This is a genomic window from Komagataeibacter diospyri (assembly GCF_006538165.1).
Classification (GTDB): Bacteria; Pseudomonadota; Alphaproteobacteria; order Acetobacterales; family Acetobacteraceae; genus Komagataeibacter; species Komagataeibacter diospyri.
Genome location: NZ_BDLU01000009.1, coordinates 1 through 22,358, shown reverse-complemented (window position 1 = coordinate 22,358; position 22,358 = coordinate 1). Strand labels below are relative to the sequence as shown.

General features: G+C 60.8%; 15 protein-coding genes. 12 read left to right on the top strand and 3 right to left on the bottom strand.

Annotated features, from left to right (window positions below; genetic code table 11):
- Nucleotides 1-295: 295 nt before the first annotated feature.
- Both MSKU9_RS01125 and MSKU9_RS01120 read left to right on the top strand, forming a co-directional pair.
- Nucleotides 296-895, top strand: a complete 600-nt coding sequence (locus tag MSKU9_RS01125) for a PadR family transcriptional regulator (protein WP_141259520.1) — start codon at nt 296-298, stop codon at nt 893-895.
- 62 nt (nt 896-957) lie between these two features.
- Nucleotides 958-2,844: an ABC transporter ATP-binding protein gene (locus MSKU9_RS01120; RefSeq protein ID WP_141259519.1), complete on the top strand. Its 1,887-nt coding sequence runs from the start codon at nt 958-960 to the stop codon at nt 2,842-2,844.
- Between the two features lie 228 nt (nt 2,845-3,072).
- On the opposite strand, the gene MSKU9_RS01115 is transcribed toward MSKU9_RS01120, so the two are convergent.
- Nucleotides 3,073-3,846, bottom strand: a complete 774-nt coding sequence (locus tag MSKU9_RS01115) for an SDR family oxidoreductase (protein ID WP_141259518.1) — start codon at nt 3,844-3,846, stop codon at nt 3,073-3,075.
- A 144-nt stretch (nt 3,847-3,990) separates the two neighbouring features.
- On the opposite strand from MSKU9_RS01115, the gene MSKU9_RS01110 reads away from it, so the two are divergent.
- On the top strand, nt 3,991-4,890 hold the full coding sequence (locus tag MSKU9_RS01110) for a LysR family transcriptional regulator (RefSeq protein WP_162853789.1): 900 nt from the start codon (nt 3,991-3,993) through the stop codon (nt 4,888-4,890).
- Nucleotides 4,891-4,892: 2 nt separating this feature from the next.
- On the opposite strand, the gene MSKU9_RS01105 is transcribed toward MSKU9_RS01110, so the two are convergent.
- Complete coding sequence (locus tag MSKU9_RS01105; protein WP_141259521.1) at nt 4,893-6,482, bottom strand: cation:proton antiporter; 1,590 nt, start codon at nt 6,480-6,482, stop codon at nt 4,893-4,895.
- Nucleotides 6,483-7,244: 762 nt separating this feature from the next.
- On the opposite strand from MSKU9_RS01105, the gene MSKU9_RS01100 reads away from it, so the two are divergent.
- The 6 genes from MSKU9_RS01100 (at nt 7,245) to MSKU9_RS01075 (ending at nt 19,251) form a co-directional block, all read left to right on the top strand.
- Nucleotides 7,245-15,848 carry a GH36-type glycosyl hydrolase domain-containing protein gene (locus MSKU9_RS01100; RefSeq protein WP_141259517.1) on the top strand — a complete coding sequence of 2,868 codons (8,604 nt, stop codon included), beginning with the start codon at nt 7,245-7,247 and terminating at the stop codon, nt 15,846-15,848.
- Between the two features lie 190 nt (nt 15,849-16,038).
- Nucleotides 16,039-16,299 (top strand): hypothetical protein, encoded by a 261-nt coding sequence (locus MSKU9_RS01095; RefSeq protein WP_141259516.1) that lies wholly within the window; start codon nt 16,039-16,041, stop codon nt 16,297-16,299.
- A 306-nt stretch (nt 16,300-16,605) separates the two neighbouring features.
- Nucleotides 16,606-16,959 (top strand): hypothetical protein, encoded by a 354-nt coding sequence (locus tag MSKU9_RS01090; RefSeq protein WP_227002294.1) that lies wholly within the window; start codon nt 16,606-16,608, stop codon nt 16,957-16,959.
- 86 nt (nt 16,960-17,045) lie between these two features.
- Nucleotides 17,046-17,390 carry a hypothetical protein gene (locus MSKU9_RS01085; RefSeq protein ID WP_141259514.1) on the top strand — a complete coding sequence of 115 codons (345 nt, stop codon included), beginning with the start codon at nt 17,046-17,048 and terminating at the stop codon, nt 17,388-17,390.
- Nucleotides 17,391-17,794: 404 nt separating this feature from the next.
- Nucleotides 17,795-18,472 (top strand): type 1 glutamine amidotransferase domain-containing protein, encoded by a 678-nt coding sequence (locus MSKU9_RS01080; RefSeq protein WP_141259513.1) that lies wholly within the window; start codon nt 17,795-17,797, stop codon nt 18,470-18,472.
- A 17-nt stretch (nt 18,473-18,489) separates the two neighbouring features.
- Nucleotides 18,490-19,251 (top strand): hypothetical protein, encoded by a 762-nt coding sequence (locus MSKU9_RS01075; RefSeq protein WP_141259512.1) that lies wholly within the window; start codon nt 18,490-18,492, stop codon nt 19,249-19,251.
- Nucleotides 19,252-19,496: 245 nt separating this feature from the next.
- On the opposite strand, the gene MSKU9_RS01070 is transcribed toward MSKU9_RS01075, so the two are convergent.
- Complete coding sequence (locus tag MSKU9_RS01070) at nt 19,497-19,712, bottom strand: hypothetical protein (protein ID WP_141259511.1); 216 nt, start codon at nt 19,710-19,712, stop codon at nt 19,497-19,499.
- 637 nt (nt 19,713-20,349) lie between these two features.
- On the opposite strand from MSKU9_RS01070, the gene MSKU9_RS01065 reads away from it, so the two are divergent.
- The 3 genes from MSKU9_RS01065 to MSKU9_RS01055 form a co-directional block, all read left to right on the top strand.
- Complete coding sequence (locus MSKU9_RS01065; RefSeq protein ID WP_141259510.1) at nt 20,350-20,865, top strand: thioredoxin domain-containing protein; 516 nt, start codon at nt 20,350-20,352, stop codon at nt 20,863-20,865.
- A 128-nt stretch (nt 20,866-20,993) separates the two neighbouring features.
- Nucleotides 20,994-21,713, top strand: coding sequence for an RBBP9/YdeN family alpha/beta hydrolase (locus MSKU9_RS01060; RefSeq protein WP_141259509.1), 720 nt, complete (start codon nt 20,994-20,996; stop codon nt 21,711-21,713).
- A gap of 339 nt (nt 21,714-22,052) precedes the next feature.
- Nucleotides 22,053-22,358: FAD binding domain-containing protein (locus tag MSKU9_RS01055; RefSeq protein WP_227002293.1), on the top strand; the 306-nt coding region annotated here is incomplete at its 3' end.

Below are 22,358 nucleotides of genomic sequence, written 5' to 3'. Positions count from 1 at the left end.
TCCGTCAGTATGAAGCGATCCATATGGTCTTTGAAACACATCATGGCCCTTTAGAAAACTCAATTCCCAACAGCCCCTGAAACAGTCTTCACGATCAGGGCACTTCTTCCCTGATATCCGACAGGAAAATACTACCTGTCCATTTGATCACGTGGGGGAAGTCCACCATAACGCGACAGCGTCATCTGCATCCGGCCACGCTTATGGATCAGGCAAGCGCAAGACGTTCATGGTTGAGGGCAGTCATGTGTGGCAGATCATTGAATGTATCTTAAGATAGTTTATATCTCGCGATATGACTGACGAACAGACGCCTTTCCAATCCCCCCGGTCCGATGCCTGCAGGCAGGGCCGAGGACGGCGTGGCCGCTTTGAACGCGGGTTTGGCCGGGGCGATTTCCCGGCCGGACGCAAGCTTGGTTCGGACGAACTGCAGCTTGTCCTGCTGGCCCTGCTGGCTGAACGGCCCGCGCATGGCTATGAACTGATCCGGCAACTGGAAGAACGCTCGGACGGGTTCTATACACCCAGCCCCGGCATGATCTACCCTGCCCTGACCTATCTGGATGAAATCGGCCACGCCGCCGCCAGCCGTGAGGGCAACCGCAAGTGCTATACCCTGACGGATGCTGGCCGCACCCATCTGGACGCCCGACGTGAACAGGCGGATATCATACTGGAAACCCTGGCCCGTATCGGTGGCCGGATGGCGGAAGTGCGTGATGCCTTTGCCGGGGTTAATGGCACGGACGGGCCTGAAGCCGACGAACTGCATGAAGCCCGACATGCAATCAAGCACGCCATACGCCGCAGGCTTGGCTGCGGGGAAGGAGAAGCCCGCCGCATCGCCGCCATCCTGAACCGCGCCACGGCGGAAATACTGGGCCAGTCATGATCGGGACCACAACCCGCGCGCCGTTGAAGACGCCTTCGTGTCCTTGCTGGAGCCATTCCTGATTGAACGCCCCCCCCGATACACCAGACCAGCGTAACCCATCCGCCCCATCATGGCGGACGCGCCTGAGCGCACGGTTCGGAGTGTACGGGCATGTGCCGCGCATGTTCCGCCAGATATGGAAATGCAGCCCTGCCCTGACACTGGCCAGCCTCGCACTACGACTGGTGCAGGCCATCCAGCCGCCACTGGCGCTGTATGTCGGCAAGCTGATCGTGGACGAGGTCATCCGCACCAGCACCCATGCCACTCCGTCAGGTTCCCTGCTGGACTGGATGCTGCATGGACCAGCCACCCGGCTGGAGGGCTGGATTGCACTGGAATTCGCCCTCATCATCCTGTCGGACCTGACATCCCGCGCGATCGTGCTGGTCGATGGGCTGCTGAATGAACGCTATATCAATTCCGTCAGCCTTGCCCTGATGGGACATTCCGCGACACTGGATCTGCAGCAGTTTGAATCCAGCACGCTACAGGACCTGCTGGAGCGCGCGCGCCGGCAGGCATCGGGCCGCAACAACCTGCTGGTGCAACTGTTCAACATTGCCCAGACCGCCGTAACCGCATTGACGCTTGCGATTGGCGTCGTGGCATTCGCGCCATGGATGGTGCTGGTGCTGGTCATCGCCCTCCTGCCCTCGGCCGCGGGGGAGGCACGGTTCAATGCCGAAGGCTACCGCCTGATCCGGGCCAAGACGGCTGAACGCCGCGAAATGGAATATCTGCGCCATGTGGGCGCCAGCGCGGAACATGCCAAGGAACTCAAGCTGTTTGGGCTGGGGGATTTCCTGGTGAGCCGCTTCCGCGCTGCCGCTGCAACCGTGCTGGAACAGAACCGCAGGCTGGCCCTGCGCCGCTTTGTCTGGAGTGGGGCCTTCGCGGCCATCGGATCGGTGGCCTATTACGGGGTCTATCTGGTCATTGTATGGGATACGGTGCGCGGGCAGTTTTCGGTGGGGGACCTGACATTCCTTTCGGGATCATTCCTGCGCCTGCACGCGCTTCTGTCCAGCCTGCTGCTGGGCATTACGCAGACCGCAAGCCAGGCGCAGTACCTCAATGATTTCTTCGCTTTTCTTGACCTCCGCCCGTCCATCATCTCGCCTGTGGCGGCCCTGCCCTTCCCGTCACCGATAAGACAGGGCATCCGGTTTGAAAACGTGGGCTTCCGTTATCCCGGTACGGACCGCTGGGCCATCCGGCATCTGGACCTGACCATTGGCGCGGGCGAAACCGTGGCGCTGGTGGGGGAAAACGGGGCGGGCAAAACCACCATCGTCAAGCTGCTGACCCGTCTGTATGATCCCGACGAAGGGCAGATCACGGTGGATGGCGTGCCGCTACGCGATATGGATCTTGCGGACCTGCGCGCCCATATCGGCGTCATATTCCAGGATTTCGTCCGCTACAGCCTGACCGCGTCGGAAAATATCGCCGTGGGCCGGATCTCGGCCCTTGCGGACACGCAGCGTATTGAGGCTGCGGCGCATGAGGGACTGGCCGATGATGTCGTAGGCAAACTGCCAATGGGGTATGACCAGCCATTGGGCAAGCGCGTGGCGAACGGGCGGGAACTATCCGGTGGGGAATGGCAGAAAATCGCCATATCCCGTGCCTATATGCGCGATGCCGACCTGCTGATACTTGATGAGCCGACAGCGGCACTTGATGCGCGTGCAGAATCAGACGTGTTCGAACGTCTGCGTGCCCTGCGGCATGGCAGGGCGGCGCTGGTGATTTCACACCGTTTTTCCACCGTGCGCACGGCGGACCGGATTGTCGTGCTGGAACATGGCCATATCCTGCAGGCCGGCACACATGAACAACTGCTGGCGCAGGGCGGACGGTACGCGGAACTGTTTGAACTTCAGGCCGCCGGATATCAATAAAGATCTGTTTTAAAAAACAAACGTTTTTGGCTGCCGAAGCTTTTTGCAAAAAGCTTCACCAAAAACTTTCCTTATGATTACAGGAGTGGGGGCTGGACAGCCATTCCTGCTGCCCGAAACCCACACGGGCAGGCCCGTTACCTGCCAGTCGCCCTGAAAGGGCTGACGGGATCGGGTCAGGCAAACACGCGTGGGTTAACGGCGGGGACACCTGCTGAAACCGGGCCGTTATTTTGTGGTATAGCCGCCATTGATCAGCGTGGTCTGGCCGGTCATCCACCACCCATCGGATACGAGAAAGCGGACATGTGGGGCAATATCCTCGATGTCGGTCAGGCCCGTTTTGCTGAACGGTGACAGGGCGGCAGCCGATTTGTGGTATGCCACGGCTTCCGGCGCTTCCTGTCCGTAGAAGAAGGGTGTGTCCATCGGCCCCGGCCCGATGGCGTTGACCGATATGCCACGCGCGCCATATTCCTTGGACGCGGCGCGGGTGAAGTGTTCCACTGCCGCCTTCGACCCGGCATAGGTGGAATAGAACGGGGTATAAGCCCCAAGCAGCGACGTAACGATAGTCAGCAGCTTGCCATGGTCATTGAGATGAATGCCCGCTTCCTTGATGAAGAAATACGCAACGCGCGTATTGATCGCAAACATGGAATCGAATTCAGCCTCGCTGGTGTCGGCAATCGGCTTTTTCAGCACCTTGCCCACCGTGTTGATCGCGATATCGGGGCGACCGATGGCCGCAACCGTATCAGCAAACAGCCTGGCCACCGCGCCATCGCGCGTCAGGTCGGCCTGTAATGCAACGGCGTTGACGCCTGCAGCCTTCAGGTCGGCAAGGGTCTTTTCTGCTTCGGGCCGTGTCGCGGCGCTGTTGTAATGGATGGCAATGGCCTTCGCGCCATGTGCCGCAAGGTCACGCGCGATCAGGCCGCCGAGGTTCTTCGCCCCACCCGCGATCAGGACCGTTTTACCCTTGATGCTATGATCAGCCATATGCAGCCTCCGTTCATGCTGTGCGGACATATGCCGCACTGTTCATGTCTATAAGTTATCAGTTAAAATCGGAGTATAAAGTTCCCTTTCCTGACAACACATGTCAGGAAACGCGAACAAACCCGCAGCCTGACGGTGATGATCGTGGACCGTGTCGACCTTTTCCGCATTTTTGCCCGCGTGGTGGAAACCGCCAGCTTCACCAAGGCTGCAGATACGCTCAAGATGCCGCGTTCCACGGTTTCCACCGCCGTGCAGGAACTTGAATCCCGGCTGGGCACACGACTTCTGGCCCGCACCACGCGCTCAGTTGCCCCCACGCCGGACGGAATGGCGTTTTATGACCACTGCAAGCGGCTGGTGGCGGATGTGGAGGAGGCCGAGGCCCTGTTCCGCCATGACCGTGGCAACCCGCGCGGATTGCTGCGCGTGGACATGCCCGGACGGATCGGCCGCCTGCTGGTTGCGCCGGCCCTGCCTGTATTTCTGGACCGTTACCCTGAAATCGGAATCGAACTGGGTGTTACCGACCGTGCCATCAACCTGATCGAGGACGGGATCGACTGCGTGCTGCGTGTCGGTCCCCTGTCGGATTCCGGACTGATCGCACGCCGGATGGGGGAGTTGGCCATCATCAACGTGGCCAGTCCCGCCTATCTTGCCCGCCATGGCGTGCCCCACAGCCCGGCCGACCTGCCGGAGCATGAGGCAGTGCATTACGGCTCGCCTTCCAGCGGACGGGTGGAGGCATGGGAATGGATGGAAGACGACAGGACCCGTGCCATGGACCTGCCCGGCCGGGTCAGCGTCAACAGCGCGGAAACCCTGGTGGCCTGCTGCCTTGCGGGCCTTGGGCTGATACAGGTCCCGGCCTATGACGTGCGCCACCATATAGCAGCTGGCGAACTGGTGGAGGTCATGCCACGCTACCGGGCTGAACCCATGCCCATGACGCTGCTCTATCCCCATCGCAAGCACCTGTCGCGCCGCCTGCAGGTGTTTGCCGACTGGCTGGAAGGCATCATGGCGCAGGCGACCGGATAGGGTCAGATCAGGCCACCTTCCGCCGTCATCTGCTGCAGATCCAGTTCGTGTTCCAGCTGGTGCAGGACGGCATCGTGGATTTCACCGCTGCGGTGCAGGCGCAGCAGTTCGGCCCGACCCGCGTCAATGGTCGCCAGAAGTGCGCGGTAATGCGCATCCTTGCGCCCCTGCAGCGCCTGCTGTTCATGGCTGAAACGTTCGGCCAGTTCCGCGCGGTAGGCGTACTGTTCCAGCAGGCGGGAATGGACGATCTGCCCGTCGGGTGCAAAGGCCAGTTGCCGCATGGCATGTTCCTGTGACCTGGCGATCAGCGCGCGCGCCTGCGACACCGACAGGTGATGGCGCTGCCCGCGTGACTGCCCCCGTTCCTCCCCTGTCATGCGGATGACCCAGCCAATGGTCGTTCCCTGGCCCAGAACGGTCACCAGAATGACCACGAAGGTCGCAATCTGCATGATGTCACGGTTCGGCATTTCCGCAGGCAGCGCCAGTACGATGGCAAGGCTGACCACGCCCCGCATGCCGCACCACCCCATGATGGCGACGAAGCTGAAAAATGGCCGCCATCCCGGTCGCCTGCCACGCGGCAGGAACGCGACACGTATGCCTTCCGTCATCAACATCCAGACAAACCGCGACACCAGCACCACGGCCACGATACCTGCCACAGGGCGAAACACGTCCTGCGCCACCCATGGCGTACCCATATGGCGCAGCACGATGGCATGCAGCGAAATGCCGATCAGCACGAATACGAGAGATTCCAGCACGAACACCAGCACTTCCCATACCGCCGCCCAACGCAGGCGTTCATCAGCGCTGAACACGTCATGCTGCCGCCAGCCCAGTACCAGTCCGGCCACGACCGTAGTGATGACCCCTGAAGCCCCCACCTGCTCCCCCCCGATATAGGCCACCCATGGCAGCAGCAGCGTCATGGTGATGCTGAGGATACGGTCACGCACCCGCGCCAGAAGCCTGATCCAGACCCATGCCAGCGCACAGCCCAGCACCAGTCCACCCAACGCCAGGAAGAAAAACGTGACCGTGGCATGCACGACCCCAAAACTGCCGGTCATGACCGCAACCGTGGCAAAACGGTAGATTACAAGGCTGGCGGCATCATCCAGCAGGCTTTCGCCCTCCAGCAGCGTCGTCATCCGTTCGGGCAGGGGCACATGCTTGAGCACCGCCTTCGCCGCCACCGCATCAGGTGGCGCCACGATCGCGCCCAGGGCAGCACAGGCGGCCCATGGCATGAACGGAATCAGCCAGCGTGTCGCAACAGCCACGGCCAGCGTGGTAAACGCACCCCCCCCCACCGCCAGCTGCAATATGCCCAGAAGATGCGTCCGGAATGCATGCCAGACGGAAAAATACGCCCCTGCCAGCAGAAGCGGCGGCAGAAACACGATCAGTACCAGGTCGGGATCAATCCCGATCACCGGCACGCCGGGCACCAGCGCAATGGCGATCCCCCCCAGCACCAGTGCAGCCGCAGGCGGCAGGCGCAGCTTGCGCGCCACCAGTTCCAGCCCCACGATCAGGACGATCAGCAGCAGGATGAATTCAAACCGCCCTACATTGGACATGCGCGCCATACCTGTCAGGGTGCCGGGTATTTGCCACGGCCCCTTCTGATAACGCACCAAGACAGGGTCGGTGCCCTGCGCCAATCCCGCCTGCATGCCATATCCTGTAATAAAATATGGCATGCACAGATCCTGCGCCCGGTATGGCGCGCGGCAGGTGGTCGGGCATCCTGCCTGCTGGCACGCATGCCATACACCTGGCACCCTGATGGGCCGACAGAAACGGCATGGCCTGTCTTTGCCCTATACAGTATTGCCTAAAAAAGTTCCTTATACGTTCTGTAACTTTCCAGATTTTTTATTTTTAGATCCGGATGGATATTTTTCAAAATACAATAAAACGCGTGGAAATATATATGCAACGCAGGCCGGATGGGCACGTTCATGACAGGCTGGCGGCCATCCGGCCCACGCGGGGTCGCCGCCATGCCCGTACAAGCTGACATGACCCTACACCGCCCCCGTATTCCCCCGAACAGAGGAGGACAGAGGATGGGTGCATCCCAAAAACCCGCGCAGCCGGGCCAGCCCACACCACCCGACGGAACGCAACCGACAGCCGTGCCCGACACGACGGGGCATTCCCCCCGCAACGGGACCACCATCCCCCCGGCACCCGGTCCAGCGCCGTCCCAGCCGCCCGACGGGACACCGCCGACCATACTGCGCGGATCTACGTCACCCACACCGCAGCCAAGAAAAAGCCTTTTCCGAAAATGAGCGACAGCACGGGCCGCAGCCTTTCCACAGACCCGGGCGTGCATGAAACTGGAGCAGAAAATGGACGGGACCACCACCACCTTCCCACAGCCCGACCCTGCATTCCGGTCAACACGGCATCCGTGGCTTGCGCGCCTGCTGGGCCGCACGCCCCTGCCCACGTGGGAAGATGACTTCGCCCCGCTGAAAAGCGAGATTTTTGGCATGGAACGACTGGAAGCCCATGCCCGCAGCCTTGCCGCCGCCCAGACCATCATTCCCCATGGACGTGGCCATGAACGCCGCAGGCCCCTGTCACGCCGGCTGGCGGAAAACGGGGCGTTTCTGCGCGCTGCCGACATACAGATTGCACAGGATATCCAGAACGGAAAACAGCTGACACCCGCGGCCCAGTGGCTGGCGGACAATTACGCACTGGTGGACATGCAGATACGCGAGACGGATCTGGACCTGCCTGCCGGTTATTACGCGCGCCTGCCCAAGCTGGCCAGCGGCCCGTTTGCCGGGCTGCCCAGGGTCTTTGGTGTGACATGGGCGCTGGTTGCCCATACCGACAGCAACCTGCAGCCTGAAATCCTGTATAATTATCTGCTGGCGTACCAGAGTGTGACGCCGCTTACGATCGGTGAACTCTGGGCGGTTTCCATCACGCTGCGGATCGTCCTGATTGAAAACCTGCGCCGTGTTGTTGGCGCGATCATGGACAATAACGCCAGCAGGCGGGCCGCCGACCAGCTGGCCGACCAGCTCGATGCCTACCGCAAGGGCACGCAGGCCGCCATGTCCGGCTTTCTGGCAGCCGTTGACCCGCGCATCCTCAACTGCGCGTTTACCGCGCAGCTTGCCCACCGTTCGCGTGGGCTGGACCCCGAAAAGGATCCCGCCCTTGTCTGGCTGGAACAGCGTCTGGCGGACCGGGGCACAACCATTGACAACGCGGTGCGCGATGACCTGCATGAACAGGGAGCGTTCAACGCCACCATCCGCAACATCATCACCAGCCTGCGTCTGATCGCGGGTTTTGACTGGACCGAGGCGTTTGAGCGCGTCTGCCTGATCGACCGGCTTTTTGCCGATTACGACAGTTTTACACAGGCCGATTTCGCCAGCCGGGACCTGTATCGCAAGGCCATAGAGGAACTGGCCCGTGGCAGCCAGCTGACCGAAATGGCCATAGCCGGACAGGCCGTAGCCATGGCGCGCGCGGCACAGGCCACGGGCACGGACGACCCGCGCCGCGCCGACCCGGGCTATTACCTGCTCATGGCCGGGCGGGCCGCGCTGGAAGCTGGCATCCGTTTCCGGCCCACCATGTCGCGCCGCATGGTAAGGGGCTTCTGCGCATACGGGATCGCGGCCTACAGCATTGTGGTCACGCTGCTGACCATGCTTTTCATCGCCATTCCGATATGGCTGACCTGGCAGAGCGGCATAAATCCCGCCTGGCTGCTGCCTGCGCTGGCCTTCATACCGGTGTCTGAAGCAGCGGTCGCCTGCGTCAACCGCGTGGCGCTGGAGGCGGTTCATGCCACCACCCTGCCGGGGCTGGAATTCCTGCACGGCATCCCTGCCCGCCTGCGTACCATGGTGGTTGTGCCCGCACTGCTGACGACGGAAGAAACCGTGGGCGAACTGGTGGCGCGGCTGGAGGTCCATTACCTGACCGTACGCGATGACGCGGTTCATTTCGCGCTGCTGACCGACTGGACCGACCATGACAGCGCCAATGCGCCCGATGACCAGCGGCTGCTGGCGCTGGCGCACGCGGGCATGGAACGCCTTAACCGGAAATACGGCCACGGCCCGCATGGCATGCGTTTTTACCTGCTGCACCGCAAGCGCGTGTGGTGCGAAAGCGAAGGCGTATGGATGGGGTGGGAACGCAAGCGTGGCAAGCTGCATGAACTCAACCACCTGCTGCGCGGGGCTGCGGACACGACCTTCCTGCCCCCCGCCCATCCCCTGCCTGCGGACATACGCTATGTCATCACCCTTGATGCCGATACGCGCCTGCCACTGGAAACCGTGTGCCGCCTGATTGGCAAGATGGCCCATCCCCTCAACGCACCGCTGTTCGATCCCGTATCGGGACGGGTGCATGAAGGTTACGCGATACTGCAGCCACGGGTTACGCCATCGCTGCCCGTTGGGCACCAGAGCACGCTGTTCCAGCGCATTTTCGCCAGCGCCAGCGGCATCGACGCCTATTCCGCCGCCGTATCCGACCTGTATCAGGACATGTTTGGCGAAGGGTCATACGCAGGCAAGGGCATATATGATATCGACGCGTTTGAGGCCGCACTGGTCCGACGTGTGCCGGACTCCGCCATGCTCAGCCATGACCTGTTCGAAGGCATTTTCGCCCGTGCCGGCCTGGTGACGGATATCGAGGTGGTGGAGGAGTTCCCCACCGATTACCTTGTCGCGGCCCAACGGATGCACCGCTGGACGCGGGGCGACTGGCAGTTGCTACCATGGATCGTATCCAGCCTGCCGCCCCGCAGCATACCCGTACGTTCCCGGCTTTCGGGCATCGCGCGGTGGAAAATGCTGGACAACCTGCGCCGCACCCTGTGCATGCCACTGGCGCTGGCGACACTTGTGGCGGGGTGGTTCCTGCCGTTCCATGCAGCACTGATCTGGACGACCTTCATTCTGCTGGCGCTGGCGCTGCCCGCGTTCCTGCCAGTGTTGCCCGATATCGTGCCACGGCGGGAATGGATCACGCTGCGCAGCTACCTCAGCGTAATTGGCGCGAAAAGCGCAGAGGCCGCGGTGATGACCTTCCTCACCATCACCTTCCTTGCCCATCAGGCCATCATCATGACGGATGCAATCGCACGCACGCTGGTGCGTGTGATCATCACGCGCCGCCACATGCTGCAATGGGTGCCCGCAGCCCAGATCGCGGGGCTGATGCGTTCGGGTCTTGCTGGATATTACGGGCGGATGATCTCCGCCCCCCTGCTGGGTGGGGGCTGCATTGCCGCCACGGTCATCTGGGCGCCATGGAGCCTGTTCATGTCCGTGCCCATCGCAACGCTGTGGGGCCTTTCGCCCGCAGTGGCAATGTGGGCCAGCCGCACGCCGGTCATTGCTGCGCGCTCGCGCCCATCGCGCACCGATATCCGTATCCTGCGCATGACCGCGCGCCGGACGTGGCGCTTTTTTGAAACTTTTACCACGCCTGCGGACCACATGCTGCCGCCGGACAACTTTCAGGAAGATCCGGCCCCCGTGCTGGCCCGGCGCACCTCGCCCACCAATATCGGCCTGTACCTGCTGTGTTGCGCCAGTGCGCGCGATTTCGGCTGGATTGGCCTGGCCGACACCGTGGCCCGGCTGGAAGCGACCTTTGCCACGCTGGAAACCATGCCACGCTACCGCGGGCATTTCTACAACTGGTATGCCACCGACGACCTGCGTCCGCTTGATCCCGTCTATATTTCCAGCGTCGATAGCGGCAATCTGGCCGGTCACCTCATAGCACTGTCCAGCGCATGCCAGCGATGGCTGGAAAACGGGCCGGAAATCGACACATGGCGTGAAGGTGTCACAGATGCGCTGAATATCGCCATTGCCGACCTGACGTTCCATAATGGCAGGCGTGTGCTCATGACCCATACGCGGGCACAGCGGCAGCTGCTGCGACTGCTGACGGGACTGAAAAACGCCGTGCAGTCCGCTGACGTCACCCGGTCGGGGACAGAACTGTCGGCCCTGCACCGTCAGGCCAGCACGATCATGGATCACGTGGCGACAATGTCAGGTCCCCCATCGGGCCAGGATGAAAAAGACGCCGCCGATCTGATGTTCTGGACCACCGCCCCGATGCGTACGCTGGAGAGCCACCTGCGTGACCTTGATGGGGAGCTGTACGCAACGCTGGGCGCGCGGCTGGAAGTCGTGGCGCAGAAGGCGCGACGCATGGCGCAGGACATGGATTTCGCCTTCCTGTGCAACCCGTCGCGCAAGCTGCTGTCCATCGGCTACCTTGTGGCGGAGGACACGCAGGACGCCAACTGCTACGACCTGCTGGCGTCCGAAGCGCGGCTGGCGGTGTTCTTCGCCATAGCCAAGGGCGACATGCCTGCCCATGACTGGTTCCGCCTTGGCCGGTCCATAACGCCGGTGGCCAGCGGGGCGGCGCTGGTTTCATGGTCGGGGTCGATGTTCGAGTACCTCATGCCCTCGCTGGTCATGCGGGCACCCGTGGGCAGCCTTCTGGAACAGACCAACAAGCTGATCGTGCAGCGCCAGATCGCCTATGGGCAGGACCGCGACATTCCCTGGGGCATATCGGAATCCGCCTATAACGCGCGCGACCTTGACTATACCTATCAGTATTCCAATTTCGGCATCCCCGGACTGGGGCTGAAGCGGGGGCTGGGGCTGGATACGGTGGTCGCCCCCTACGCCACCATGCTGGCCGCCATGGTTGATCCGCAGAAAGCGGTGGCCAACCTGCATACGCTGGAACGAACCGGGGCACTGGGCCGATATGGCCTGTATGAAGCGCTGGATTACACGCCCGACCGCGTTCCCGACAATAACCGCGTCGCGATCATCCGTGCCTACATGGCCCACCATCAGGGCATGTCCATCCTGGCGGTGGCCGATGCGGTCATGAATGGCATCATGCGCGCGCGTTTCCATGATGACCCGGTCATTGCCTCGGCCGAACTGCTGCTGCAGGAACGCGCGCCCCGCACCGGCGCTGTCGCCCGTCCCCTGCCATCCGAAGATGATACCCAGACCCCCGTCCGCATCACGGCAACCCCTGCGGGGCGGTACGTTGACCGCGCCGACATGGGCGGCCCGGTCACGCACCTGCTGTCCAACGGTCGGTACACGGTCATGCTGACGGCGGCGGGATCGGGTTACAGCCGGTGGCAGGGACAGGCGATCACGCGCTGGCGCGAAGATGCGACGCGGGATGAATACGGTCAGTATCTTTACATCCGCAACCGCAGGACAGGTCGCCTGTGGTCGGCTGGCCTGCAACCTACCGATACCGTCCCCGATGAATATGCCGTGGTCTTTCATGAAGACCGCGCGGAATTCGCCCGTCGTGACGGGACGGTCACCACCACGCTGGATGTACTGGTATCAGCCGAAAACGATGCGGAAGTACGACAGGTATCGGTCTTCAACGCAGGCGGCGAGACGCTGGATATCGACATCACGTCCTGTGCCGAACCGGTGCTGCTGGCGCAGAATGCCGACCTTGCACATCCCGCCTTTACCAAGCTGTTCGTGCAGACCGAATATCTTCCCCAGTCCCGCGCCCTGATCGCCACACGCCGCAGGCGCACGGCGGACGAACCGGAGATCTGGGTCGCCCATCTGGCCCTGTGTGACAGTCCGATTGAGGTCGAGACAGACCGCGCCCGCTTCATCGGTCGCAGGCACGACGCACGTCATCCCGCCGCCATGGCCACGCATGCCCCCCTGTCGGGCACGACCGGGACGGTGCTGGATGCTGTCCTTGCCATCCGTGCGCGGGTATCCGTGCGTCCTGGCGCCATGGCACGCGTCACGTTCTGGACCATGGTCGCCCCCACCCGTGCAGCCCTGCTGGACCTGATCGACACACATCAGGACCACGCCGCGTTCGAACGCGCACGCACGCTGGCGTGGACGCAGGCGCAGGTGCAGTTGCGCCATCTGGACGTTCCCCCATCCATGGCGGACCTGTTCCAGCGGCTGGCCAGCCACATTCTGTTCGCCACCCCCAACCTGCGGGCAGCCCCTGCAGAAATCATGCGCGGAGCCGGGGCGCAGCCGCTGCTGTGGGAACAGGGCATTTCTGGTGACCTGCCGATTGTCGTTCTGCGGGTGCGGGAAAATTCCAGGACGGATATCGTGCGTATCCTGCTGCTGGCGCATGAATATTTCCGGCTCAAGCAACTGGCGGTGGATCTTGTCATTCTTAACGAACATCCGTCGTCCTATTTGCAAGACCTGCAGGTCTCGCTTGACCAGCTTGTCCGTGCGGTCCCGCGCGCGCCGGGTGGCGCCGGTTCCGTGCGCGTGCTGCGCGCCGACCTGATTACGCCCGCCGTGCGCCATCTGATCATATCCGTGGCCCGTGTGGTGCTGGATGCGGACCACGCGCTGTCCGCACAGCTTGACCAGGGGGAAAGGCCACGGACGCGACAGTTCCCGCCTGCCCTGCCACCCGTCCCGCCGCCGCCTTCGGCATTTGACGTGCCACCGGTGCCCGAACTGGAATTTTTCAATGGCCATGGCGGCTTTGCCAGCAACGGACGGGAATATGTGATCGTGCTTGGCCCCGGCCAGACCACACCCGCGCCATGGATCAACGTGATCGCCAATGACACATTCGGCTTCCAGGTCTCGGCGGAAGGCAGTGGCTATACATGGGCTGGCAACAGCCGCGAACATCAGATCACGCCGTGGTCGAATGATCCGGTCAGTGACCACGCGGGCGAAGTCTTCTATTTCCATGACGAGGACACCGGCACCCTGTGGTGCCCGACCGCCGCCACCCGGCGTGACACCGCCGCCACCTATGTCACGCGCCACGGACGCGGCTATACGCGTCTGGACCGCGTGGCGCATGGGATAGCCAGCAGCCTGGTGCAATACGTTCCGGTATCGGACCCGGTCAAGATCACGCGCATACAGTTGCATAACCGGTCGGACCTGCCGCGCACGCTGTCCGTCACCGCGTATGTGGAATGGGTGCTGGGGCCAGCGCGCAGCACGGCGGCCCCCTTTGTCATGACCGAACATGATGGAGAGACCGGCGCCCTGTTCGCCCGTAACCGCTGGAACGCCGAATACGCGGACCGTGTCGCCTTTGCCGATATTGGTGGGTACCTTACCGCCAGTTCCGGCGACCGTGCGGCCTTCATCGGCCCCAACGGCACCATGGCGCTTCCCCTGGCCTTCACCCATGCGGGGGGCGTGCAGGGGACGACGGGCGCCGGGCTGGACCCGTGCGGCGTGGTGCAGACCATGGTCACCCTGCCACCGGGCGGGCGGGCGGAAATCTTGTTCCTGCTGGGTGAAGGCACGGACGCCGACCATGCCCGCAGCCTGATAGGCCATTACCGCACCACCAGTCCGGACCATGTGCTGGAAACGGTCATGCAGCACTGGGACACGGTAACGGGGGGCATACAGGTCCAGACCCCGGACCGCACGATGGATATCATGCTCAACGGCTGGCTGCTGTACCAGTCACTGGCCAGCCGGGTGCAGGCACGGGCCGGATTTTATCAGGCCAGCGGGGCCTATGGCTTCCGTGACCAGTTGCAGGACGGTATGGCGCTTACGCTTTCCTGCCCTAAGCGCGTGCGCGCGCACCTGCTGCGGGCGGCGTCACGGCAGTTTGTCGAGGGGGATGTGCAGCACTGGTGGCTGCCCAACACGGGCGCTGGCGTGCGGACCCATATCTCCGATGACTGTGCATGGCTGGCCCATACCGTGGCGCATTATGTCGCCACGACGGGTGACACGGGCGTGCTGGATGAACTTATCCCCTTCCTGCAGGCCCCCATACTGCCCATTACCGAACATGACCGTTTCATGATCCCCGCGACCTCCGAGCAGAGCGGTACGCTGTTCGAACATTGCGCCCGCGCGCTGGACCACAGCCTTGCGGTCGGCAGCCATGGCCTGCCGCTTATGGGTACGGGCGACTGGAATGACGGCATGAACCGCGTGGGAGAACAGGGACATGGCGAGAGTGTGTGGCTGGGCTGGTTCCTGCATGACGCGCTGACCACCTTCATCCCGCTGGCACGCGCACGCGGGGACGATGCGCGCGCGCAGGCGTGGCAGGACCACACCCGCGCCCTTGCCACGGCGCTGGAAGCCACATGGGATGGCGACTGGTACCTGCGTGCCTATTTCGATGACGGCACGCCGCTTGGCTCCCACACCAGCGCGGAATGCCAGATTGATGCGATTTCACAGTCATGGGCCGTGCTGTCGGGTGTCGCACTGCCCGAACGGGCGGAACATGCCATGCGGTCGACCATGGCGCATCTCGTCCGGCCCGACGAGGGGCTGGCCCTCGTCCTGACGCCACCATTTGACACCATTGGTCCCGATCCGGGCTATATCCGCAGCTACCCGCCCGGCATACGCGAAAACGGCGGCCAGTACACCCATGCCGCCCTGTGGACCACGATGGCCATGGCCGTACTGGGCGACGGTGATCGCGCCCATGGTCTGTTCCATATGCTGAACCCGGTCAACCACACAGGCAAACCCGAAGATGTGGCCCGTTACAGACTGGAACCCTATGTGGTCGCGGCCGACATCTATTCGCGCCCGCCCCATGTGGGCCGGGGGGGATGGTCGTGGTACACCGGATCGGCCGGATGGATGCAGCGTGTGGGGACCGAAACCATCCTCGGCCTGCGTATCCATGGCACGCAACTGCTGGTTACCCCATGTATCCCGCATGACTGGTCACGGTTCACGGCAACGGTGCGCTGGCACACCGCAACCTATCACATTACCGTAAACAACCCTGACCATGTCTGCCGGGGCATAAGCCATGTCACATGCGACGGTGCTGTACTGCCCGCGACCGGCAGGGTTGAAATGGTGGATGACGGGCAGGCCCATGATGTGGAGGTCACGCTGGGACCACAGCCCGCAACATGATGGCATGCCATTACCTGCGGCATATCCATATCCGTTAAATATTCATTCGTGAATGGATCGGGAGAAAACCAAAAAAACCATTCATTGGGCAATCCGTTAACCGGTACATGGCAGGCGCCTGCATCGCCCCACGACCTGGGCGGGGCAGGCGCGCACAAACCACCCCGACTTCCCTTGACGGAGAACAACCATGCTCCACCAATCGCGTGTTCACCCACCGGGCCTTTATCCCCTTCACGCCCCCGAAGGCCACGCCCCCCATACCCCGGATGGCAAGGCAACCAGCACCGGCCAGCCCCGCGCAGGCGAGGACGAGCCGGAATCCACCCGCGACAACGATGAGCGGATCGAGGCCACCAGTCACAAGGGCAGACATCAGGATCAGGCAGGATGTGACGAACACGCCACTGATTCCGCGGCGAAGGAAGACCATAAGCCCGGACAGCCATGAATACGCGGCAGCAGAAATACGTAAACAGCTGTTTGCTGTCCGCTGTCGCCGTGCCACCCCAGTCATGTCACAGGCAGTGTACGAACGGTGCGGGCATGGGAAAAACCCGCACCATTCAGGTTTGAGGAAAATCCAGAAACCCGTCGAACCGGACCATGTATTCGTATATTGCCGCATGGGCGATTTCTTTATAAAATTTGTCCTGACGGCAGGTAATCGCCCTGTACATGCAAACAGGATGCAACCTTTCTATCCATGAATGCTTTTGTTTTCAGTCCATTTTCATTCATGAAAGAAGACGATACCATGAAAAAAACAATGCGTTCCACCCTGCTGGCGGCAGTCGTGGCCGGTATGCCGGTAATGGCCCCCGTCATGGCCATGGCGCAGACCGATACGGAAACCGTCCCTGCGCCAACAGCCAATTCCGCTGCATCCGAAGTAGGCAAGAATCCGCCTTCCGCAACCTCGCGCAGCGGCCAGCGGGTGGAACCGTCAGACAAGTTATGGAACAACCCGCGCACCGTGCAGGAACAGCCCGGCACCCAGCCGCCAACGAATAATGAAACGACCAGCCACAAACGCATGCGTGACAGCTATGGCCGCAGCAGCCATGGCGGCAACAAGACCCCTTCGCCCGCGGATAGTGGCGAACAGTAAACATTACCGAAAGCCCCCGGTCCAACCGGCAGGGAAACAGACAGGACACGTTATGTTTCCCATACGCAAGCCAGATGAGAACAGCCATGTTTACATCTTTCCCCCACACCACCAGCCAGCCGCCACTGCCGCCGCCCGGTCCGTTCCATCCGCGCGATTATCCCCCGCCGGGGCCACAGGACCCGTTCCCATTCGATTCACCGGACCAGCAGCCGCCCCCGCTTCGCAACCACGTCCACGACCGGCCGACAGGCGGGCGTTTTTATCCCCAAGGAACCATGGCCATGCAGGACAGACCTGATCCCGATAAGGAACAACCACAGACACCTGCCGAAAAGCAGGAAGATGAGGGCCGCGACGAAGCACTGGATGAAAGTTTCCCCGCAAGTGATCCCCCTTCACAGGGGCGCACGACGGGGCCAAACAAATAAGGCCGTTAATCCGGGCCATGAATTTATTTGTCATGTTTACTTACACAGCCTGGACGGGATGTATTTTCAGAAATGAATACATCCCGTCCTGTTTTTTTATGAACAGGAGACTGTTTGAAAATTCATAACAAAGTTTCTGGTGAAGCTTTTTCAAAAATCTTCAGAGAACGCCGCATTTAAAAAAATGCGGTTCCTAAAATTTTTATTCTTTTTTTATCAATTATTTATTACATGAATCCTTTAAGGCCGGAACACCTCCTTCCCCCAACAATACACAGTCCTTCAGTCAGATTCAGGGGGAACATCCATCCTGACCGGTCGTTATGACGCCAACTGGTGGCAGGCGGGGTCGCAACAGAAAACATGCCCCCCCCGCAACCTTTTACAGCTGACGGAGAACGATCATGGCCAACCATGTGTTCAATACAGTCCGCACCCAGGATAATACGGCCGCAATGCCGGATGCCATACCCCTGCACGATACGGAAACACATGCCGATACCGACATGCAGGCCCACAGGCATGATCGGCTGGAGGGGAGAACCATCGCCATCCTTGCCACCAACGGGGTGGAGGAAGTCGAACTGACCGAACCTGTCGCGGCACTGCGCAATGCAGGGGCCCAGACCGTCCTTGTTTCCCCCACCCATGGATACATCCAGGCCATGGAGGGGGATATTCACCCCACCCACCGTTATCAGGTTGACCTGCTGGTGTCGCAGGCCCATGCGCGCAATTTTGATGGGCTGGTCCTGCCCGGCGGCACCACCAGTCCCGATCACCTCCGCATGGATGACGATGCCGTGCGGTTCGTACGCGAATTCGTTCAGGCCGATAAACCGATTGCCGCCATCTGTCACGGGCCATGGACCCTGATCAACGCCAATGGGGTACGGGGTCACCGGATCACGTCATGGCCCTCCCTTCGCGCGGACCTGACCAATGCGGGCGCCCATTGGGTGGATGAGGAAGTGGTGACCGATGGCACGCTGGTCACATCGCGCAATCCCCATGACCTGAAAGCTTTCTGTCCCGCCATCGTCGCACTGTTTGCGACGGTTCATCACCATGCCCCGCAATAGGACGAAGGGGCAAGGACATGATGGCAAACCGTACTTTTCTAAGATATTACGCGTCCACCATGCTGTGCGCCGGAGCCGTGACCCTGGGGGCTGGATTCATTGCATGGTGGCGCGGCCGCAGGGCAGATGAACCTGCCTCCATGGACCCGCCATCCGCCTTGCGGCCTAAAAAACCGATTGAGGATGAACCGGTCGAAACCGATACGACCCGCCACGTTGCACGCCGGGTCATACAGTATTTTGTCGTACCTGTATGGCTGGCATCCGGGCTTACGGACTGGTGGTGCCACCGCCGGACGGATATCGAGCACACCACGGGGCTGAAGGAAACCGGCATCCATCTGCTTATGCTGGGGGAAGCAGCATTTCCGGTTCTGGCCGGGCTGTTTCTGGAAATCGACGCGCCGGTCCTGTCGTTCATGATTGCGTCATTCTTCGTGCATGAAGCGACAGCCATGTGGGATGTCAGCTATGCCGTAACCCGGCGTGAAGTCCAGCCGATGGAACAGCACGTCCATAGTTTCCTGGAGATGGTACCGCTACTGGCCGTCGCCCTGATCGCGGTCCTGCACTGGCCGCAGGTTCAGGCGCTGATGGGCCGCAAGGTCATCCGTTCCACGAAACTTCGGCTGAAACGCGTGCCGCTGGGCCTGCCCTATGCACTTGGCGCACTGGGCATGATGGCTGCGTTCGAAGTCCTGCCCTATTGCGAGGAAGCCCTGCGTGACTGGAAGGCCAATCCCGGCCGGTTGACCCCACCTGCGGGCCAGCATGCCTGATCTACACGACGTGCATGAATAACAGACACAGTCATAGCCCGGATGGGTTTTCCCATCCGGGCTGTTTATTCTGGAACTGTTTCCGGTTACCTGCCCGTCAATGTGGAGACATTTTTGGGTGAGGCTTTTTTCAGAAAAGCGGCATCCAAAAACTTTTATTGTTTACCAATCCGACATTTGAAACGGATTCTTGCCGCTCCGCATCATTATTTAACCACAACATGGTAATGATCCAGATCCTGCGGCTATTTAGCCGTCGCAGCCCTGCGTGCGTTTGCATGTGCCCGACGATAAAGGCGCGCAACCTGCCGCGCCACGTCGTCATGCCCCTGCAGGGTATGGTTATGGAACGCCCTTACACTGTCATGCGTGGCATAGAAGCGGCGCGTCTGGCGATCCGCCTCAAGGATAACGGTACCAAGGAAAGTACCGTCGATTTCGATGATACGTGATTCAAGCATTGAAAAGACTGCCCTTGCATGTCCGCGATGGGATACGGACGGTTTCCGGCAGAATTCCCGCCGGCTGTTTTATGGAATGGCCGCCCGCATAATGAGAGCGACAGGGATGGTGCGACATCGATCAGTACTGCGCATTCGCATGGCTGGCTGGATCATGGGAATCATCCTGCACGATTATTGGCGTTTCAACGGGGATCATACACGCAGGGCACTATACGTCAACACATAATAACTCACACATAGTGGAATTTCTTATACATCATAAAGAATGATATTTTATGCGCCCAGAAGGAATTATTTAATTTTTAAACAATATGTTATGTATGGTCTTCATTCGGTTGGGGGCCCTGCCCAATGTTCCCGCACCTCCCCCTCCCCATCCTGTCCTTATGGTGCACGCTACCATCCGGTGCGGAATGCCACCCCATAATTCCATAATTTTTTGTTATATTTTTATATGACAATTTTTATATGCACATTTTGATGGATGTGTTTTATATAATCCACAACACAAACCGGGAAACCGCTTCCATGGACACGGTCGGGAAAAAGAGCGCCCGTCCCGACAGGCCCTGCATTACGCAGACGCATCACCGTTTTTCGCCCACTCGCTTCTGCCCACTCAAGGAGACAGGCAATGGCAATTTCCCCCGGCTGGACAGCCCCGGATTTCGTGACCGAGACAAACATGGGCCTGATCCGTTTCCATACGTGGGGCCATGGGTGCTGGCGCATTGTCCTGACCCATCCGGCGGATTACACCATGCAGAGCCTGCGTGCCGGGATACGGTGGGCACGCACATGCCCGCAACCCGTGCGCCTGCTGGGTCTTTCGCCGGTGCATCCCCCGCGCCTTGCGGATGCGCAAACCCACCCGAATGCCATTGCGTTGCCTGACGTGCCGGATTTCCCGGTCATTCATGACGACATGGGTCGTATTGCTGGTCTGTGGCAGGGGGTGGCGGTAGATGTCGGGCCAGAGAATCCGGCATTGGAAGAACATGCAGCTTTCATTATTGATCCCGACAACACGGTTCGCAGCACCCTTCTCCATTCCCCTGTCACCGGGCACGACTTTGGCCAGATCATACGCGCCGCACGCGGATTTGGTATTGGCTGCGCGTCCCTCAGGCACGCCCCGCGCGCAGCATAGAAACGCGGGGACAGACCGCACGGGCCGGGCGGAGCACGGCATCCAGACAACGTGCAACCGCCCACTCTTCCCAACCATCATCCCCCTTCACCCGCAATCCACCGACAGTCCATACCGAAAGCACGACGATGTCCCTGCTCCTTCGCACCCATCCGGACCCGATGCATACGGCAGTCATTCCACCCTGCGTCCCGCCTGCCCCGGAGCAGAGCGCAACGGTGGAAAATGCGCTGCTACAGGCTCTTGCCGGGCTTGCCATTGTCATCGTGCCCGGTCTGGATGGGTCGGGACCACATCACTGGCAATCACGTTGGGAACTGTTTTTACGCCGACATGGCATTACAGTGCACCGCGTCCAGCAGAATAACTGGGCACGTCCCACCTATCAGGACTGGAAAGCGCAATTGCAACGCACGGTTCGGACCTGCCACCAGCCTGTCATTCTGGTGGCCCATAGTCTGGGTGCCGTATTGAGTGCGCGCATGGCAAGCGAACAGGGACTTGATGGCGTCGTTGCGGCATTTCTGGTCGCACCGGCGGATATTGACCACTATCACGGGCCCGATTCTGGTCGGGTTGCCGGTTTTGCCCCCCTGCCTGTCACACCACTGCCTTTTCCTGCCGTGCTTATGGCCAGTCAGGATGATGAATGGCTGTCGATGCCCCGCGCCCATGCCCTTGCCACGCAATGGCAGGCAACACTGGTCAATGCGGGCACCGTAGGTCATATCGGCAATCATGCCCATGTCGGTTTGTGGCCTGATGGTATGCTGGCGCTGGATGGTCTGGCCCGCTCCCTGCGCCCGCGCGCCACGGCTCCGACTGGGACAACGCCACATCTGTCATGATCCCTGCCCGTACATGCAGACGGGCTGGACAGAAGGTAAAGCTTTTTCAAAAATATTCGGAAAAATCAGTCTTAAAAAAAATGGCGGCCCAAAAACTTTTTTATCTCATTCATCAATGACCTGTTTTTTGGGGGAATGGTGGTGAAACAGGCATGATTTCGATCGGCACGCACCTGTTTCCGCCTCATGCACACGGCGTTCCGAAAAGCGAAAGACATAAAGCCAGCACATTTCATGAATAAGTGAATGACCTGATGGGGAATGGACTGGAAACCCTTCTGCTTTCCTGCGGTTGGGAATGAATACTGGACCGGTTCCGACCTTTTCCAAGGGGGTGGCATGAGGGCATTTTTCTATAGCAGGCCCGACACACTGGCTGCCGTTGTAAGGGCACCGCCCCACAGTCGTTACCTTGCCGGTGGAACCGGCCTGATCGACCTGATGAAAGTAGATGTCGAACGGCCCGAACATGTCATTAACATAAAGGCACTGTCACTTGATGCCATCGAACCGCTGCCCGATGGAGGGCTGCGGCTTGGGGCGCTGGCGACCAACGCCCGTACGGCCGGAGACTGTGTAGAATTTTGTGCGGTGCCATTTTTTCAGGCCATTGGGAACCGCTCATCGAACATGATAGCGAGCTGG

Bases quoted from the DNA above. Each gene is read 5' to 3' on its own strand.
- MSKU9_RS01095 (WP_141259516.1), top strand. From the start codon at position 16,039: ATGCTCCACCAATCGCGTGTTCACCCACCGGGCCTTTATCCCCTTCAC.
- MSKU9_RS01065 (WP_141259510.1), top strand. From the start codon at position 20,350: ATGGCAATTTCCCCCGGCTGGACAGCCCCGGATTTCGTGACCGAGACA.
- MSKU9_RS01075 (WP_141259512.1), top strand. From the start codon at position 18,490: ATGATGGCAAACCGTACTTTTCTAAGATATTACGCGTCCACCATGCTG.
- MSKU9_RS01080 (WP_141259513.1), top strand. From the start codon at position 17,795: ATGGCCAACCATGTGTTCAATACAGTCCGCACCCAGGATAATACGGCC.
- MSKU9_RS01060 (WP_141259509.1), top strand. From the start codon at position 20,994: ATGTCCCTGCTCCTTCGCACCCATCCGGACCCGATGCATACGGCAGTC.
- MSKU9_RS01115 (WP_141259518.1), bottom strand. From the start codon at position 3,846: ATGGCTGATCATAGCATCAAGGGTAAAACGGTCCTGATCGCGGGTGGG.
- MSKU9_RS01100 (WP_141259517.1), top strand. From the start codon at position 7,245: ATGAAACTGGAGCAGAAAATGGACGGGACCACCACCACCTTCCCACAG.
- MSKU9_RS01070 (WP_141259511.1), bottom strand. From the start codon at position 19,712: ATGCTTGAATCACGTATCATCGAAATCGACGGTACTTTCCTTGGTACC.
- MSKU9_RS01085 (WP_141259514.1), top strand. From the start codon at position 17,046: ATGTTTACATCTTTCCCCCACACCACCAGCCAGCCGCCACTGCCGCCG.
- MSKU9_RS01125 (WP_141259520.1), top strand. From the start codon at position 296: ATGACTGACGAACAGACGCCTTTCCAATCCCCCCGGTCCGATGCCTGC.
- MSKU9_RS01105 (WP_141259521.1), bottom strand. From the start codon at position 6,482: ATGTCCAATGTAGGGCGGTTTGAATTCATCCTGCTGCTGATCGTCCTG.
- MSKU9_RS01090 (WP_227002294.1), top strand. From the start codon at position 16,606: ATGAAAAAAACAATGCGTTCCACCCTGCTGGCGGCAGTCGTGGCCGGT.